Below are 17,978 nucleotides of genomic sequence, written 5' to 3' on the forward strand. Positions count from 1 at the left end.
CTCACCTCTCCTGCCGGTCGACGGGCACGTCGGGCCGGCGCACCAACACGATGTCGGTCAACTCCGCCACCACACCACCGCCGTCCTGGATCCTGAGGTCGCACCGCAGGGTGTCGTGCTCGATCCGCCCGATTCGCACGACGACGTCGGCCGGCGCGGTGAGCAGCCCCGCGCGGCCGACCGCGAACCGCCCGACCGACATGGGCAGCCAGCCGCCGCCCAGCCGATGTGCCGCCCAGAACCCGGCGAGTTGCAGCGCTCCGTCCACCGCTGCGGGATCGGTGTGCCGGCTGCCTGCCGGCCAGCCCATCGCGCGCAGGCCGACGACGACGCCGGTGGCCGTGTCCTCGCCGAGGACCACCTGCTCCTTCAACATCTGGAACGCCGGCCCGTGGAACAGCTGGACACCGTCGTAGAGCCTGTCCGGACCGAACGGCTCACCGCTCGGCAGAGGCCACGGCGAGGGATCGGAAGCTCCGACCGGGGACGCCGTCGCGCGGTAGTGGATCGTCCCGGCGTTCCCGACCAACTCCAGGTCCCACCCGGCTTCGGCGTGCTCCGCCCGCTGCCTGCCGCGCACGCTCAACCGGTGTCCGGTGGTGGCGAGGTCGGGCAGCAGGACTTTGTGGAGGACCTTGACGTCGTCGAGTACCACGGTGTCCGCGCCCGGCGACAAGGCGACCGCCGCGCCCTGCAACCACTCCAGCACGAGCGCCATCGGCAGCACGGGGCTGCCCGCGACGGCGTGGTCGACCAGGTGGCCGTGCGATTTTGCGCTGAGCAGCACCTCGGCGGCGAGCGTGCGCTCGACGCCGTGCGGCGCCCCGCCACCCGGCGCTCCCACGACCACCCGCACGTCCGACGAGTCGGCGGACAGGTCGGCGACGAACGCACGTGCTCCTGCTGCCGGATCGATCAGGGGTACGCCCCGGCGGTCGAACTCGCGGGCCAGCTCGGGCGCGACCATGCCGCCGCGCCACGGCCCCCAGGCGATCGACCGCACCCGGCAGTGCGGGCGGGCGGCCCGCTCGACGGAAGCGACGTGCGCGAGCACCTCGTTGGCCATCGCGTAGTCGCACTGCCCGAGGTTGCCGTGCACGGCGGCCACCGACGAGAACACGCAGATCAGTTCCAGCGGATCGGTCGCGGTCGCCGCGAGCAGGCCGCGCAGCCCCTCGACCTTGGTGTCGAACACCCGGTCGAACTGCACGTCGGTCTTGTCCTCCAGCCGCCGGTCGGCGAGCACCCCGGCGGCGTGCACGATCCCGGTGACAGGTCCCCAGTCCGCGCGCACGTCGGCGAGTCGCGCGTCCAGGGCGGTCGCGTCGCGGACGTCCACGCAGACGTACTGCACCGTCGAGCCGTGGCCGCGCAACTCGTCCAGGGTCCGGTTCAGCTCACGGCCGGCCAGCACCCGGGCGGCCAGAGCGGCTGTCTCGGCGGGGGTGGGCAGGTGCCCGGTCCGGTCGCGTTCGCGCTCGGCCAACGCCCTGGTCAGCGACCGCACATCCCCGTGGGCGCGCAGCGCCTCGGGTTCTCCGGTCAGCGGGGTGCGTCCGAGGAGCACCAGTCGCGGCCGGTGCCGCGCGGCCAGCGCGGCCAGCGCACACGCGGTGATGCCCCGCGCCCCGCCGCTGACCACCAGTACCGAATCCGGGCGGATGAGGTCGTCGTGCTCGTCGGTCAACGGCGCGGGTACCAGGACGGGCGTGGTGCGTGCCCCGTCGGCGCGCAGACCGGCCTCGGGGGCCGTTCCGCCGGTCAACAACTCCTCGGCCAGGGCGTGGGCGAGAGCTGCGGCGTCGCGGTCACCGCGTTCGCAGTCGATCGCCTTCACCGAGGCCCGGGGCCACTCGACGGCCGCGGTGCGCGCCAGGGCGGCGATCCCGCCCAGCCAGGCCCGCTCCCGATGCGCGCCGCGCTGCCCGAAGTCGCCTCCGGTGTCCTGCACGGTGACCAGGAGCCCTCCGTCGCGGGCGAAGCGCGCGGCGAGGTCGCGGGTGAGCCGGAACGCCTCGCGCTGAACGGCGAACGCGTCGTCGGGCGAGTCGACGTGCCGGAGGCCGCCGAGGAACACCACCGCGCGGGCGTCGGCGGGCACCTCGGTCACGGCCTCGGCGGGCACGCCGCAGGCGGCGAGCCGGGCCGCGAGCGCTTCGGCCAAGCCGGACTCCGCAGGTGTGATCAGAACGGGCCCGTCGGACAGGCCGGCCATGCGCAGGCCGGGTGCGGGCGCGGGGACGGTGCGCAGTGCCAGCCGCGCCGCCGGCGGCGGTTCGGGATCGAGCGGTCCGGGCGTGCGGGCCCCGGGTATCGGGGCCGGCACGGGCGCGACGGCGCCGAAGAGGTCCGCGATCTCGCGCAGCGTCCGCGTCTTGCCCAGCCGGGCGGCGTCGACGTCGGCCAACGCCGGCACCCGGTCGCGCAGCGCCGAGAGCACCTCGACCCGTTTGATCGAGTCGACACCGAGGTCGGCCTCCAGGTCCATGTCGCCGGAGAGCATCTCCTCCGGGAAGCCCGTGCGTTCCGCGACCACCGACAGCAGCACTTCCTCCAGGTTCGGCGGGGTCTCCACCGGTGCGGGGCCGGGCGGTGCCGGGGGTCCTTCCCGTTCGACGGGGGGCGGGGGTGGTGCGGCGAGCGGTTCGGGAGCGGGTGGCGGCTCGGTGGGGAGCACCATCCGCGCGACAGGCGCGGGGGCAGGCGTGATCGCGGACCGGGTCGTCGGGGGCTCGACCTGGTCCGACCCGGGGGTGCGGTGTCCGTCGCCGTCCAGCGCGGCGGCCATGGACGTGAGCGCCACCTCGGTCAGCTTCAGGAAGGCGGTGTGGTTGTCCGCCATCGCCCGCTGGTAGGCGGCGTGGGCGAGTGCCGTCTCGCGTTGCGATTCGTGCAATGCCCGCCACCTGTCGCCGTTGAGCGGGACGGTCGCGGGCGGCGGAGGGGGCGACGGCGGTGGCACGGTGCTCGGCGCTGCGGCCGGCAGCGGTGCGGACACCGCCGGTGCGGCGGGCAGCCGGGTCGGGGCCGGCAGGGCCGGAGCGTGCGGTACGCCCGAGGCGACGAGCCCGCCCTGTACCGGCGGTTCCGGTGCAGGCGTGGGCGGTGTCGCCGACCTGCTCTCGGTGGAGCGGGGCTCGCGGTAGTTGGCACCGAGGATCGGCACCGTGGCCCGCCTGCCGGCGGGCTTGTCGTGGTGTCCGGTCCCGATCCGGTCGTAGGACTCCCAGAGTGCCGCGAAGTCCAGCGGGACGCCGGCCACGGCCAGCCTGCCCAGGACCTCGAACAGCCCCGCGATGCCGTCGCCGCGACGGGGTTCGGTGCTCGCCGCCGCGTGCGGCCGGTCGCCGAGGGTGGCGGTGACCAGACCTGTCAGCGCAGAGCCGGCACCGACCTCGATGAAGGTTCGGGCTCCGCGCCGGTACAGCTCCTCGACCTGGTCGGCGAACCGGACGCGGGCGCCGACCTGGGCGGCGAGGGCGTGCCGGATCTCGTCCGGGTCATCCGGGTACGCTGCGGCGTCCCGGTTGCCCACGACCGGAATCCCCGGCGGGCGCACCGGCACGGCGCGCAGGAAGTCGAGCAGGGGTGCGCCGGCGTCCGCCACCAGCGGCGTGTGGAAGGCGTGCGACACCGGCAGCCGGCGCACGCGCACACCACGCTCGTCGAGCCAGCGCCGGAAACCGTCGACGCGGTCCGCGAGACCGGAGAACACGACCTGTTCCGGACCGTTGTCGTTGGCCAGCCACAACCCGTCCGCGCCGAACTCGGCCAGCAGGTCCTCGCCCTGGTCCACCCCGACGGCGACGGCGCACATCGCGCCGGGTGCGGCGCGGACCGCGCCCATCAGCTCGCCGCGCTTGCGCGCCAGGCGGACGAGGTCCGGTGCGTCGAACACGCCTGCCGCGTGCAGGGCCACCAGTTCACCGAGGCTGTGCCCGGCGACCAGGTCGGGCCGGACGCCCACCGACCGCAGCACCTCCAGCAGCGCCAGGCTGTGCACCGCCAGGGCCGGCTGTGCCCACTCCGTGGCGGTCAGCAGCGCGAGCTGCGCGGTCCGCTCGTCGTCGGTGAAGACCGGTACCGGGTGCGCGACCTCGTGCAGCATCCGCGCGTCCGCGTCGATCGAAGCCGCCGCGTCCCAGACCGCCAACGCCTGCGGCAGGTGCACCGCGACGTCGCCGCCCATGCCCGGGTACTGGCCGCCCTGCCCGGGGAAGAGCAGGCACAGCGCGCCGGGCGCGGCGTCGCCCACCGCGTAGTGGGCACCGCCCGGGGTGGCGAAGGGCTTGTCCGGGCGGCTCCCGACCAACCGGCGGATCTCGGTCGCCTGGTGCACGAGATCGTCGCCGTCCCGGGCCACGAGGGCCAGCCGGTGTCGGTCGCCGGCCCGGAACTCCTGCTGAGCGCACCTCGCCACGGCGGTGAGATCCGCCTTCCCCGACGCCAGTTCGTCGAGTCGGGCCAGCAGGTCGTCCGATGTCGCGGCGCTCAGCGTCACCAGCTCGGCGGGCAGCGCGCGGAACCGGGGAGCGCGGTGCGCCGCGGAGTCGGGGCCGGGCACGTACTCCTCGACCGTCAGGTGGAAGTTGCTGCCCCCGAAACCGAAACTGGACACCGCTGCCCGCCGGGGGTGGCTGCCACCGCGCACCCAGGGCCGGGCCGTCGTGTTGAGGTACAGGGAGCTGCTCTCCAGCAACAGGTCCGGGTTGGGCCGTTCCACCTTCGCGGTGGGCGCGAGGACGCCCTGGTTGAGCGCGAGCAGCGCCTTGAGCAGGCCGACCGCGCCCGCGGCGCACTTGAGGTGGCCCAACTGGGACTTGACCGACCCCAGTGCGGTGCGCGGTGCGCCGCCGGTCCCGAACACCTCACGCAGAGCCGCGACTTCGGCTGCGTCGCCGGCCTTGGTCCCCGTGCCGTGCGCCTCGACCAGTTCCACCGTGTCCGGTCCGTAGCCGGCCACCTCGTAGGCGCGTCGCAACGCCCGCTGCTGCCCCTGCGGCACGGGGGTGTAGACGGCCGCGCCCTTGCCGTCCGACGAGCTGCCCACGCCCTTGATCACCCCGTAGACGCGGTCGCCGTCGCGTTCGGCGTCCGCCAGCCGCTTGAGGGCGAAGAACACCAGTCCCTCACCGAGGACGGTGCCGTCGGCGCGGTCGGAGAACGGGCGGCAGTCCCCCGACGGCGACATGGCGGGTGTCTTGGAGAAGCACATGTACATCAGGATGTCGTTGGAGGTGTCGGCACCTCCGGTGATCACGACGTCGGCCTTGCCGAGCGCCAGTTGGTCGACCGCCGTGGAGATCGCGGCCAGCGAGCTGGCACAGGCCGCGTCGGTGATGTAGTTGGTCCCGTGGAAGTCGAACCTGTTGGCGATCCTGCCCGCCACGACGTTGCCGAGCAGGCCGGGGAAGCTCTCCTCCTGCCACTCGGGGTAGTGGCCCGCGATCCGGTCGCAGATCCGCTCCGCCTCCGGTTCGGTGATCCCGCTCGCCCGCAGGGCCTTGAGCCACACGGGGCGCTGGAGCCGGGCGGCCATGGTCCAGAGCAGCTCGACCGCCGACGTGCCTAGGACGACGCCGATCCGCTCGCGGTCGGGGGGTGTCCGATCGCCGAACGCGTCGGCGAGCAGTCGTTCCACGACCACCAGCGAGAGCAACTGGGTGGTGTCGGTCGCCGGCAGCGCTTTGGGCGGGATCCCGAACGCGAGCGTGTCGAACTCGGTCGGCCGCAGGAAAGCGCCCCGACGACCGTAGGTCTTGTCCGCAGCGGACGGATCGGGGTCGTAGTAGTCGTCCACCGACCAGTGCGTCGTTGGGACGTCGCCGATCAGGTCCCGCCCGGTCAGCACGGACCGCCAGAAGTCCTCGATGTCGTCGCAACCCGGCAGCAGGGCACCGACGCCGACCACCGCGATGGGCACCTGGCGCGGATGGGGGGTTTCGCTCGTCATGTCCACCTCAGACTCCGTGCTTCTCGGCGGTCAGCCGGCGCGGCGTGAACGAGAAAGCCCGCGCCGGCACCGGAAGGGCGTGGCTGCGCAACTGCTGCGCCCGGGTGACGACCGAGGCGCCTTCCATGAGGTTCAGCGCGATCTCCCCCACCGAGCGGTTGTCGACCGGGGCGAGGTGGCTGCCGGCGGCCCACCGGTTGAACGCGCCCATGGCCGGGCCGCACCACACCTGGTAGTCGGCGCGGCGCGTGCGTTCCCCGTCGATCGCCCAGCGGCTGGACCTGCCCAGGTACCAGCGGAACAGCAGTGCCATCCGGTGCTTCGGCTCGGCCTGCGCGTGGACCAGCTCGCTCGGATCGGTCGCCTGCCAGAACCGGGTCGTCTCCTCCCAGACCTCCTCCAGCGAGGCGTGCAGCACCTGCCGTTCGAGCTTGTCGCGGACTGCGCCCGGGATGTCCTCCACGGAGGGGTGGTCCACGTAGAGCTGGTACAGCTTGGCGGCCCTGACCGCGTACATGGTGCCGCGGCACAGCACCTGGACCTTGCCGCCGAACTCGAACAGGTCGGCGGCCGGCGCCATCACCACGTCGGCGAGGTCCGCGGCGGCGAGCATCTTCTTGGCCTCGGCGGAAAGCCCGGACTCCACGGCGGCCTGGTTGACCGACCCGGTCAGCACGTAGGCCGCGCCGAGCGCGAACGCCGCCGCGACACCGGCCGGCGTGCCCAGGCCGCCGGCGGCACCGACCCGGATCGGTTCCCGGTAGCCGAACCGGCGCACCACCTCGTCGCGCAACGCCGTGATCGTGGGCAGCAGGGCGACCAGGGGTCGGTTGTCGGTGTGGCCGCCGCTGTCTCCCTCGACGGTGATGTCCTCGGCCAGCGGGATGCCGGCCGCCAACTCGGCTTCCTCGCGCGTCAACCGGCCGTCGTCCACCAGCTCCCGCAGCAGCGCGGCAGGGGCGGGGGACATGAACCGCTCGGCGACGACCGGGTGGGAGACCTTCGGGAACAGCCGCACGCGGCGGCTCACCCCGTGCGGCCCGCGCCGCAGGCCGGTCGCCGCGCACCGCACCACGGCAGCGCTCGGTTCGGTGAAGGCGGACACCGACACGCACCGGACGCCCCGGCGCAGCAGGAGTTCGACGATGCGGTCCTCGGTCGCCGGCTCCTGGGGCGAGCGGATGAGGTTCACGCCCCACGGCGCGTGTTCGCCCGGGTCCACGGTCAGCTCGTCCAGGGCCCGGTCGACGGCGCTGACGGACAGCCCCGCCGCGCCGAAGAAGCCCAGCAGGCCCACCCGCGCCGCCGCCGCGACCATGCCGGTGGTGGCGATGCCGTTGGCCATCTCCCCCACCACGTAGGGAAACCGCACGCCGTGCACTTGGCCGAACGAGCGGTCCCCGAGCCACTCCGGGTAGAGCGGGGGCAACGTGCCGACGAGGCCGGCGGGCGGCAGGTCGGTGTCGCCGTCGAACGCCACACCGATCCGCTCCCCGTCCACGACGAGGTGCACCCGCTCCCGGACCCGTCGAGCGGCCGCGAGGAGCGCCGCCTCCTCGGACACGGCGTGTCCCGTTCCGCGCGGGTGATCGGAGTCCTCGTGCTCGTGCGCCAGCGCCCGGACATCGGGACCGACTGCCATCAGCCCTCACCACCTCTCCGTGACCCGACGCCGCCCGGTGCGGTGGTCACCGGTCTGAAGTCTGCGTGGGACGGGGTGGCGGACGACAGCCGTCTCCTGGTGCCGGCCCGAAGGTGTGACGCGGTCGAGGTGCGGTCGGGCCTCCCCCGGCAGACCAGCGCGAACACCGCGCAGGACGACCGCGCCGGTCGGATGGTCCGGTCTGTCCGACCGGGGTCCTGCGCCCCATTGTCCTCGGCTCAGCAGGGAGTGGTGCCGTGGCGCGGGCACCCGTCGACCGGGTCGACCACGCGGGGTGCAGGCGGCCGGCCCGTCCTGGACGGGATCAGCCGCCGACCACCGGGAGCGCCAGTCCACACGTGACCGGCCGCGCACGAGGGGCATCGAGTGCGTTGAGGACGTGCCCGAGGGCTGCGGAGTCGAAGGAGATGCCGAGGTGTTCGGACGCCTGCAACGGACCGCACAGGCCCTGGAGGGTGATGTTGTCCACCTCGGGACCGTCGAGGAAAGCGGAGGTGTAAGGAGTGACGACCTCGTCGTAGCGGGTGGCGATCACCGTGTAGTGCACGCCCGGCACGGTGTCACCGCCCGCGTTGAGCTCGCGCAGGAAGTCCGACCCGGCCACCTGGTCCACGACCGACTCGCCGACGGCGGCGGCGAGCAGGTCGGGCACACCGGGCAGCCGGGCCAGGCCGATCACGGTCGTGCCGTGGTTGGGCGGCGCGAGGCCCACGAGGTGGTGCACTTTGGCGGCACCGCCGAGGAACTTCAGGTAGTGGCGGGGCATCAGTGCGCCCTGGCTGTGCCCGACGAGGTCGACCTCCGGCGCGCGGGTGCGGGCCAGCACCTCGTCGACGAAGGCGGCGAGTTCGACCGCGGAGGCCGCAACGGGCGCGACGCCGCCGGCGAGGCGGGATCCGGGAAGGCCGACGACGCGTCCGGGCCGCTGGCCGTAGTTGAACGCGAAGACGCAGTAGCCGGCTTCGGCCAGCAACGGCGACAGGGCGAACCAGTTGTAGGTCATGTTCTCGACGGTGCCGTGCACCAGCACCACCGGTCGCGGGTGCTCGGCCGACGGTCGGCACGAGAAGTCGTTCGCCCCGGCGGGCGGGGTGTCCGGGCGCAGAGCGGCGTTGGCCAACGCCGCCGCGCCCGAACCGATCGCGGCCGCAGCACTCCCCGGGGTCGCCGACAGCAGGGAAATCAGGGCCAGAAGCGCCAAGGACCGCCACACGCCGCAAGACCCTTTCCTGGACAGCCGATCGCCACGTCACGTTAGTGGTTCAGAGGCGGATCCGGGTCGTCGGCGGCCTCACACGATCGAGTGATCGAGGCGAGGGTCGAGGGGCGGCGACACCGCGAGTCTGGGCATTTTCCGGGCTTCCGGTCGGTGGTCCTCTCGTCACGTGCACCGGGACCCGGGACTCGTGGAGGTGTCATGCGCCGACCGGCGGGGGCAGTGTCCCCTCTGCGATGAGGTGGGCGATGAAGCGGCAGAAGTGGTCGTGGTCCAGTGGCGGCGGGTTCAGGCCGGTTCGGGTGAGGACGTCCCACGTCCGGTCGGAGCGGATGTCCGGTGTGTGGCCGTTGGTCAACGCGGGTTTGGCGACGTCGGTGAGGATGGCCAGTCGGGACACGCCGGGGTCGTCCGCCCGTGCTGCGACGTGACGCCACCACAGGTCGGTGGAGACGGTGGGCAGGCGGTACCCGAGAGTGCGCAGCGCGTCGAAGATGTGGCTGAACGGCACCGGCGTGGGGCGGACGTGGTGGTAGGTGTGGCCGGTGTTCTCCCGGGAGCGGAGCGCCGCCATCCCACGGGCGATGGTGTCGACGGTGTCGAGCGGGAACCAGGACGTGGTGTCCGGGGCCACGCCGAGTACGACCACGGCCTGGGCCAGCACGGCGAGGGTGTCCGCCTCGACCATCGTGCGACCGGTCCGCGAGTGGGCGGTGATGAGCCCGGGCCGGTGGACGGTGAGGGGGAGGCCCTGCGCCGCTGCGGCCCGCAGTTCGGCCTCCGCGGTGATCTTGCTCAGGGCGTAGCCCCAGGAGTCGGCCATGGGGGGATCCGGGGTCACCGCCTCGTCCACCTCGGACAACCCCGTGCGACGTGCGTGCAGGAAGACCCCGACCGAGGACACGAAGTGGAAGTGCACGGGGTCGCCGCCGAGTCCGGCGCGGCGCTCGGCCAGGTCGAGGAGGAGCAGCGTCCCCTCGACGTTGGGGCGGACGAGTTGGTCGTAGGGAGCCGACATGTTGATCGACGCGGCGCAGTGGACGATGTCGGTCACGGACGAGGCGAGTTCGTCCCGGGTGCCGGGGGCCAGGCCGAGGTCGGACCGCGTGATGTCCCCGACGACGGGTACCGCCCGCCGTATCGACTCCTCCGTTGCGTCCGCAGCGGACAAGCGTGCGTGGAGACGGCGGGCCGCCGTCGTCCGGTCGGGTGCGCGGACCAGGCAGTAGACGGGGGTGTCCTCCTCCTTCAGCAGCTCCGCGCAGAGCTGGCCGCCGAGGAAGCCGGTGGCACCGGTGAGGAGTGTCGCCATGGTGTCCTCCGGTCCTCAGGCGGTCGGGTGTGCCGAGGAGTGCCCCAGCCGGGTGAGGATGCGCTGGGTCAGGGCCGTGAGGTCGGCCGCGCCGAGGACTTCGAGCACGGGCACCTCGCAGCCGAACCGACGGCGGATCCGGGTGGAGATCTCCGCTCCCATCAACGAGTCGACGCCCATCTGGTCCGGCCGCCGGTCGTGGTCGACCTGGTCGGCGGGCAACTGGAGGACGTGGCCGAAGACTTCCGCGACCGCCGACCGGGCGGCGAGGACGACGTGCTCGGGAGAGGCTTGTGCGAGGTCGGCGAGCAGGCTGTCGTCGGTGTCGGAGTCCTCGTGCGAGGAGAGCAGTTCCCGGGTGCGGGGAGCCGACAGCGCGACCATGAACCGGTGGGCCGCACCCCAGTCGAAGTGCCCGACTGCGACGACCTCCGGATCCGGGCTGCCCAGCAGGTGGTCCAGGACCGACAGCGCCTGCGCGCCGGGCATCAGGCCGATGCCGGCGGCGGAGATCTCGCGCTCCATCCCGGTGCGCTGGACGTAGCCGGCGTCGGCGATGGCACCCCACTGGACGGCGAGCCCGGGAAGCCCGCTGCGGCGCCGTGCGCGGACCATCGCCTCCATAGCGGAATTCGCCCCTGTGTAGGCGGACTGGAGCAGGTTGCCCATCAAGGCGGACACGGAGCTGTAGACGACGAAGAAGTCGAGTTCCCGGTGCCGCGTCAAGGCGTCCAGGTGAAGACCTGCGGTCAGTTTGGGTGCCAGGACGGTGCGTACCCGCTCGTCGGTCAGCTCGGTGAGCGGCGCGTCGTCGAGCACCATGGCGGCGTGCACGACGCCGGCCAGCCGGCGGTCGTAGAGGTCGTCGAACACGGCCCGCAGGGCGTCGCCGTCTGCGGCGTCGACGGCGTGGACCGCCACCTCCACGCCCGAGCCGGCGAGGTCCTCCAGCAAGGCGGGGGCTTCCGGCGAGCGGTCGCCGCGTCGGCCCAGCAGCGTCAGGTGGCGTGCGCCGCGTGCGGCCAGGTGTCGCGCGGTGGCCGCGCCGAACCCGCCCAGACCGCCGGTGATCAGGTAGGTGGCGTGCGGGTCCGCGGCCATCGGGGGCAGCGGTTGGTGCAGTGGTGCCGGTTCGTCGAAGGTGATGACGATCTTGCCGATGTGGCGCGAGTGTTGCAGGCTCGTGAATGCCTCCTGCACCTCGGCGGGGGCGTAGCTGCGAAAAGGGAGCGGTCGACAGCTCCCGCCTCGGACCGCGCGGCCGAGCTCCTCGACGGCGGGGCCGATCCGCGTGGAGCCGGCGAGCATCGCCGAGACGTCCACACCGAAGAACGCGATGTTGTGCAGGAAGGGTGCCAGCGGCAGGCTGTTGTCGTCGAGGAAGTCCCGCTTGCCCAGTTCGACGAATCGGCCGTGCGGCTTGAGCGCCCGGAGGCTGCGGACCATTCCCTCCCCCGCCAGGGAGTTGAGCACGACGTCGACACCACCGCCGCCGGCCGGGTCGTGCAGCTCGTCGGCGAAGCGCAGCCCGCGCGAGTCGTGGACGTGGTCCACGTCGAGCAGGCGCAGCAGGTCGCGCTTGGCGGGAGTGCCCGCGGTGGCGATCACCCGCGCGCCGGTGTTCTCCGCGATCTGCAGGGCGGCGAGGCCGACCCCGCCGGCCCCGCCGTGGACCAGGACCGTTTCACCGCTGCCGAGTCGGGCGAGGTGCTTGAGCCCGTAGATCGCGGTGAGGAAGACGGTCGGCATGGTCGACGCTTCGGCGAAGCCCATCGGGTCGGGGATGGGAAACAGGTGGTGGGCATCGGCCACGGTGTGGCTGCCCAGGCACCCCATCGTCGCGCCCGCCACGCGGTCCCCGGCGGAGAACGCGGTCACGCCCGGACCGACCGCGCGCACGACGCCGGCGAAGTCGCACCCGAGGCTGGGCAGGCCCGGACCGCGTCGATCCGCCATCGGGGGCACCATCCCCATCGCGAGCAGCACGTCGCGGTAGTTCAGCGCCGCCGCGCGGACCTCGACGACGACTTCGCCGTCGCCGGGCTCGGGCACGGACAGTGGGCGCCAGTCCAGTTGGTACTGCGGACCGGGACGGTCCAACGCCAGGGCGTAGGGCGCGGTGTCGCACGCACTCGGCACCGGGTGGGTCGGCACCGGCCGAACACGGGTGACGAATCGCCCCGCTCCGGTGAGCAGGACCTCGTCGTCCTCCTGCCGCGCGTGCAGCTCGGCGACCAGGTCGCGCACCGCCGATCCGCTGGATTCGCTGCGGTAGGCTAGCGAGATCCGGCGGACGGCCGTGCCCGGGTGTTCGTTGGCCGCGCTGCGCGCGGCTCCCCAGAGCGCGGAACCGACGCAGGACGGCGAGGGCGAGAGGGCGACCGGAACTTCCTCGACGGTGCAGTGCACCAGCCACAGGGTCGGTCGGCGGTGTTCGGGCAGCCGTTCGAGGGCGACCATCGCCCCGCGCAGAACCCCTATCCGCCGGACGGCCTCCTCCGTCACCTGAGCCGGTGACAGATCATCTCGTGGCTCGTCGAGCAACAGCACCACGTCGAGCGGCTCGGGTTCGGCGTTCAACACCGCGTCCCAGCAGGTGGGGTCGTCGGTGAGGGGGAAGGAGCGCACGACGCCCGAAGCGCGCCGGTCGAGTTCGGTGATGACGGCGTCGTGCAGCACCGCGGCCCCCTCACCGACCACCACGACCGACGACGGGGCTGCGTCGGAGGCAGCGGTTCCGGTCGCGACGACGGCGCGGGGCGAACGGGCGGCGAGGATGACGGAGAAGTCGTTCCTCCCGGGCTCGGTCGAATCCCCGGTCTGAACGGTTCCGGTGAAGCCGTGCTCCGCCAGCAGCGGTGCCCACCGCTCGCGCGGGAGCAACGGCCCGTCCGGGCGCAGGACGGGGTCCTGCGCCGACCAGAAGGAGTCGAGCATCCCGAACACCGGTGCCAGCAGTTCCAGGTTGTGGGATTCGAGTGCCAGCAGGTGTCCGCCGTCCGCCGTCAGCCGGCGGAGGTGGTCCAGCGTCGCGCCGAGGTCCTTGGTGGCGTGCAGCACGTTGGAGGCGACGACCAGGTCGTAGGACGCTTCCGAGAAGCCTTGGTCGTGCGGGTCGGAGTCCAGGTCGAGCTGCCGGTAGTCGATGAAGTCGTAGGCGGCGAAACGGCTGCGGGCACGGGTGAAGAACGCCGGGGAGACGTCGGTGAAGGTGTAGTGGGTGCGCTCGGCCGGCAGCTCGGGCAGCAGGGAGGCGGTGAGGCCACCGGTACCGGCCCCGACCTCCAGGATCCGCAGGCAGCGGTCGCCGGGCCATCCTGCCACCACCTCGCGCAGCAACTGCCTGGCCAGCTTGTTGTGGTGCCGCAGCACCGGCCACCCGTCCCAGAGGCGGGCGGCGAGGGCGTCGGCCTCGGAGACGAGCAGCTTCAGCGGGTCTCGGACGCCTCGGAGCACGTCCGCGAGGTTGCGCCCGCACACGCCGAAGACCACGGCGTCCACGCTGTCGGCGGGGAAGTCGCGCAGGAAGGTCCGCATCGAGCGCTGGTGCTGCGGTCGGTCGGGCAGGTCCCAGCGGTCCGGTCCCGCCCCGACCACCACGCCGTGCCGCTCCGCCGAGCGGAGGAGGGTGCGCAGGAAGCGGGTGTGCTTGCGGTCGACTCCCGCCTCGAACAGGTCCTCCAGGGCTATCGAACGCCGGTCGGGCAGGATTTCCCGGAGGGCGGCGGCGGTGAAGTGGCTCGACAACTCGCGCAGGCCGGCTTGCGCCTGCGGGTAGCGGTTGTCCTGCCAGGTGGCGTCGAGTGCGGCGAGTTCGGCCTTCGCGCGGTGCAGGACGATCTCCGGTGGCGGCACCGGGGAGGGGGGTGCCGGTGTGCCGGGCAGCGGGGCTGCTCTGAGCACCTCGGTCACGTGGATCGGCTCGGCGGCCTGGTTGCCGTCGAATCGGCGCAGGCGGCACCCGAGCAGTTCCAGCACGACGGTTCCGTCGAGGTGGGTGACGGTCACGTCCAGGACGGCTTCGCGGTCGTCGTGGAAGCGCTCGCGGGCGTGGATCAGACCGGTCGCGGGCAGGCGCTCCCAACAGCACACGCGTTCTGCCGACGCTGGCAGGAACGCCTGCCCCGTCGACCCCACGAGCGCCACCGTTGCCTGTAGGGCACCGTCGAGGATCGTGGGGTGTGCGACGTGGACACGCCCGGGGTCGGTGTGCGCGGCGTACTCGGCCAGGCACTCCCCCTCCCCGCCCACTCGGCCGCCGACCAGCGTGCGGAAGTGCGGCCCGTACACCAGGCCCAGCCGGGCGCAGAGCGCGTAGTGCTCGTCACCGACGAACTCGCCGTCCAACCGGGCCCGAATCCCGGTGACGTCCAGCACCGGGGGGCGGTCACGCAGCAACTGCTGCACGTGCCCCTTGGAGTGCTCGACCCAATCCGACCCGTCGCCACTGCCGGAGTGGACGCGGAACACCCCGTCGGCGGACAGCGCGGTGTTCACGCGGACATCCATGTCCGGGTCGGTGACCGGTAGTTCCAGCGCGCGGTGGAACGTGATGCCGATGATCTCCGCCGGGGCGTCGAAGACGCTCCGGCCGCTGGACAGGGCCATGTCGATGTAGGCGGCGGCGGGCAGCACCACCGAGTCGCCGACCCGGTGGTCGGCGAGCCAGCCGGGTGAACCCGGCTCGAACTGCTGCTGCCAGACCGGCTCGGGGCCTGGCCGTCGGGTGCCGAGGAGTGGGTGCCGGTCGTCGTCGACACCCTGCTGTGACGCTTCTTCCGCCCACCAGTCGGGTGCGCCGTTCCAGTGCCGTTCGCGTTGCCAGGGGTAGGCGGGAAGGGACACCACACGTCCCTCGGCCGGGAACAAGGCGGCCCAGTCGATGGTGCCGCCGGCCGCGATGACGTAGGCCACCGCCGTGTCCACCGCCCGCACATCCGCGGCGGTGCGGCTCAAGGTGGGCAGAACCGCGACTGCTCGTGCGCCGGCCGCTCGCCGCAGGTAGGTGCGCAGCACGGGGTGTGGACCGATCTCCACCAGGACGTCGCAGCCGTGCGCGCGTACCAGAGTCCGCACCGCCCGCTCGAACTGGACCGGTTCACGCAGGTTGCGCCACCAGTAGTCGGCGTCCGCCGGGGTCTTGCCCAGTGCGCGCCCGGTTACCGTGGAGATCAGCGGAATGCTCGCGTCGGTGGTGTCGACGCCGGCCAGCTCGTCGAGGAAGGACCTCCGGATCGGGTCCATCGCCTCGCTGTGGAAGGCGTAGTCCAGCTCGAGATCGCGGAAGAACACCCCTTCGGAGCCGAGCGCGGCCCCGAAGTCCGCCAGCGCGTCGACGTCACCGGAGACGGTGACGTCCCGGGGGCTGTTGACGGCGGCAAGGGCCAGCCGGCCCGCGTAGGCAGCGAGCCGCCCTTCGATCTCGGCGGCACCGAGACCCACCGCCGCCATCCGCCCGGTTCCGGCGGTGCGGGCCTGGTTGCGGCTGCGCACGGCGATCACGCGACAGGCTTCCGCGCGATCCAACGCCCCGGCGCAGTAGGCCGCCGCGACCTCGCCGACGCTGTGCCCGAGCACCGCCGCGGGCCGTACGCCCCGAGCGGCGAGCGCCGCCACCAGGCCCGCTTGGACGGCGAACAGCAGCGGTTGGGCGAACTCGGTCCGTTCCACCCGGCGATCGCCGGGACCCGCGTTCTTCATCAGCTCCAGCACCGACCAGCCCAGCCACGGTGCCAGCTCCCGGTCGACGGCCTCGACCTCGGCGCGGAACACGTCGTCGCCGGCCAGCAGCTCGGCCCCCATCCCCGCCCACTGCGACCCGTTGCCGGTGAAGACGAACCCGATCGCACCGTGTTCGACCGCCGGGCTCGACGCGGTACCCGGCTGTGGCCGGCCGGCCGCCGAGGCGCGGAGCCCGGCGGCGGCCGACGCCGGGTCGGCGGCCAGCGCGACGAGGCGGTGCTCGTGCCGACCTCGACGCCGGCAGGACGTGTAGGCCGTGTCGTACCAGGCTCCGTTCTCCACCCCGTCCAGGTGGTCGGCCCAACGCTGTGCTGCTGCGCTGAGCGCTTCCGGTGTGCGGGCCGACACGACGATCGGCACGCTCGTGCGGACCTGCCCGCTCTGCGGCGAAGCCGGCGGGGCCGCGAGGATCGCGTGCGCATTCGACCCGCCGAAGCCGAACGAGTTGACGCACACGACCTGGTCATCGCCTCCGCGCAGCGGCCGTGCCTTCACCACGGTGGTCAACCCCAGGCCGTCGAAGTCGATGGCCTCATTGACCGGTTCGGCGTGCAGGGTGGCGGGAACGGTCTTCTCCCGCAGCACCAGCGCTGCCTTGAGCAGCCCGGCCACGCCCGAAGCAGCCTCCAGGTGTCCCAGGTTGGACTTCACCGAGCCGATCGGCACCGGTTGCGCGCCGCCCCGGGCGCCCAGCACCGAGCCGAGCGCCGAGCACTCGATCGGGTCGCCTGCCGGCGTCCCCGTGCCGTGGGCTTCGACGTAGGCGACCCGGTGCGGCTCGACACCGGCCGAGCCGTGCACCAGACGGATCAGCTCCGCCTGGCTCTCCTCGCTCGGCAACGACAACCCCTGGGTGCGGCCGTCCGAGTTGATCCCGCTGGCAACGATCACCACGTGCACGCGGTCACCGTCCGCCAGCGCGGCCTGCAACGGCTTGAGCAGCAGCACAGCCGCGCCTTCCGCCCGCACGTAGCCGTCGGCCAGCGCCGAGAACGGCTTGCACCTCCCCGTCGGCGACAACATCGTCGCCTGGGCGAAACCCACTTGGGAGTGGGGGCTGAGCAGCACGTTCACCCCGCCTGCCAGGGCGGCTCCGCTCCGCCCCGTGCGCAGCACCTCGCAGGCGTGGTGCACGGCCGTCAACGACGACGAGCAGGCCGTGTCCACCGCGAACGACGGGCCGCGCAGGTCGAAGGCGTAGGACACCCGATTCGCGGTGTTGTTCACCGCCCCGCCGCCCATGGTGTAGGCGTTCGTGGTGCGCCGCCTCCTGGTCTGGAGGTCGGCGTAGTCGTGCGAAGCGCAGCCCACGATCACCGCGGTGTCGCCACCGCGCAGGCCGTCGGGGTCGATGCCGGCGTCGTCGAACGCCTCGACCGCGCATTCGAGCAGCAGTCGCTGCTGCGGATCGATCCGCGACGCCTCCTTCGGTGAGATCCCGAAGTACCGCGCGTCGAACCGGTCGATCCCGTCCAGCAGTCCCGCCGCGCCGGTGTCGGACTTCCCCTCCTTCCGCACGCCGGGCGACACGAACCGCTCGACGTCGAACCTGTCCGAAGCCAACTCCCCGACCAGGTCCTTCTCCTTCGCGAGCGCATCCCACAACTCGTCCATGGTGCGCAGACCGCCCGGCAGGCGAAGGCCGACACCGACGACGGCGATGGATTCGACTCGGTCATCGAAAGTTCCTGGACGATCCATCAGCGCCGCCTTTCGTCATGTTCCCCGGTCGGGCCGTAGCCGTGCTGCCGGAACCCGTGACTCACCCGTCGCGGGCACCGGCCCTCGATTCGACGGGATGACCGCGAGCTGCCGGGACCTCGACGGTGGAGAATTCGCCGAGAGCACTGGATCCATCGTGCACCAGGGATTCCCGGCGATGAATAGTCCGGACCTCCCGGTCCGTTCTGCTCGAAACGTTGTGCCTCGACTGCCGGCGGGGAAATCGCACTGCCGCTGTCCGGCTGGCGTCCCTTCCAGCCGGACGGGACAACCGGGAGCCGCGCGCCGACCACGTGTCCTTGCGCCCGTCTGGACCGCAACCATCGGGCCCGGGACGACGGTCTGCGTCCGCGCCCCGCGAGGACGCCTG

At 72.8% G+C, this 17,978-nt stretch carries 5 protein-coding genes; all 5 read right to left on the reverse strand.

The window, feature by feature from the left end; all coding sequences use genetic code 11:
• Position 1: 1 nt before the first annotated feature.
• Positions 2 to 5,953, reverse strand: a complete 5,952-nt coding sequence (locus AB0I60_RS35405; RefSeq protein ID WP_360738058.1) for an SDR family NAD(P)-dependent oxidoreductase — start codon at positions 5,951 to 5,953, stop codon at positions 2 to 4.
• Between the two features lie 7 nt (positions 5,954 to 5,960).
• The gene (locus tag AB0I60_RS35410; RefSeq protein ID WP_360738060.1) at positions 5,961 to 7,595 is read right to left on the reverse strand and encodes a PfaD family polyunsaturated fatty acid/polyketide biosynthesis protein; all 1,635 of its coding nucleotides are present in this window, start codon (positions 7,593 to 7,595) and stop codon (positions 5,961 to 5,963) included.
• A gap of 325 nt (positions 7,596 to 7,920) precedes the next feature.
• Positions 7,921 to 8,829 carry an alpha/beta fold hydrolase gene (locus AB0I60_RS35415; RefSeq protein ID WP_360738062.1) on the reverse strand — a complete coding sequence of 303 codons (909 nt, stop codon included), beginning with the start codon at positions 8,827 to 8,829 and terminating at the stop codon, positions 7,921 to 7,923.
• Positions 8,830 to 9,031: 202 nt separating this feature from the next.
• Positions 9,032 to 10,144 carry an SDR family oxidoreductase gene (locus tag AB0I60_RS35420; RefSeq protein WP_360738064.1) on the reverse strand — a complete coding sequence of 371 codons (1,113 nt, stop codon included), beginning with the start codon at positions 10,142 to 10,144 and terminating at the stop codon, positions 9,032 to 9,034.
• A 15-nt stretch (positions 10,145 to 10,159) separates the two neighbouring features.
• Positions 10,160 to 17,587 (reverse strand): SDR family NAD(P)-dependent oxidoreductase, encoded by a 7,428-nt coding sequence (locus AB0I60_RS35425; protein WP_360738066.1) that lies wholly within the window; start codon positions 17,585 to 17,587, stop codon positions 10,160 to 10,162.
• Positions 17,588 to 17,978 lie beyond the last annotated feature (391 nt).

It is taken from the genome of Actinosynnema sp. NPDC050436 (genome assembly GCF_040655415.1).
Taxonomy (GTDB): Bacteria; Actinomycetota; Actinomycetes; order Mycobacteriales; family Pseudonocardiaceae; genus Actinosynnema.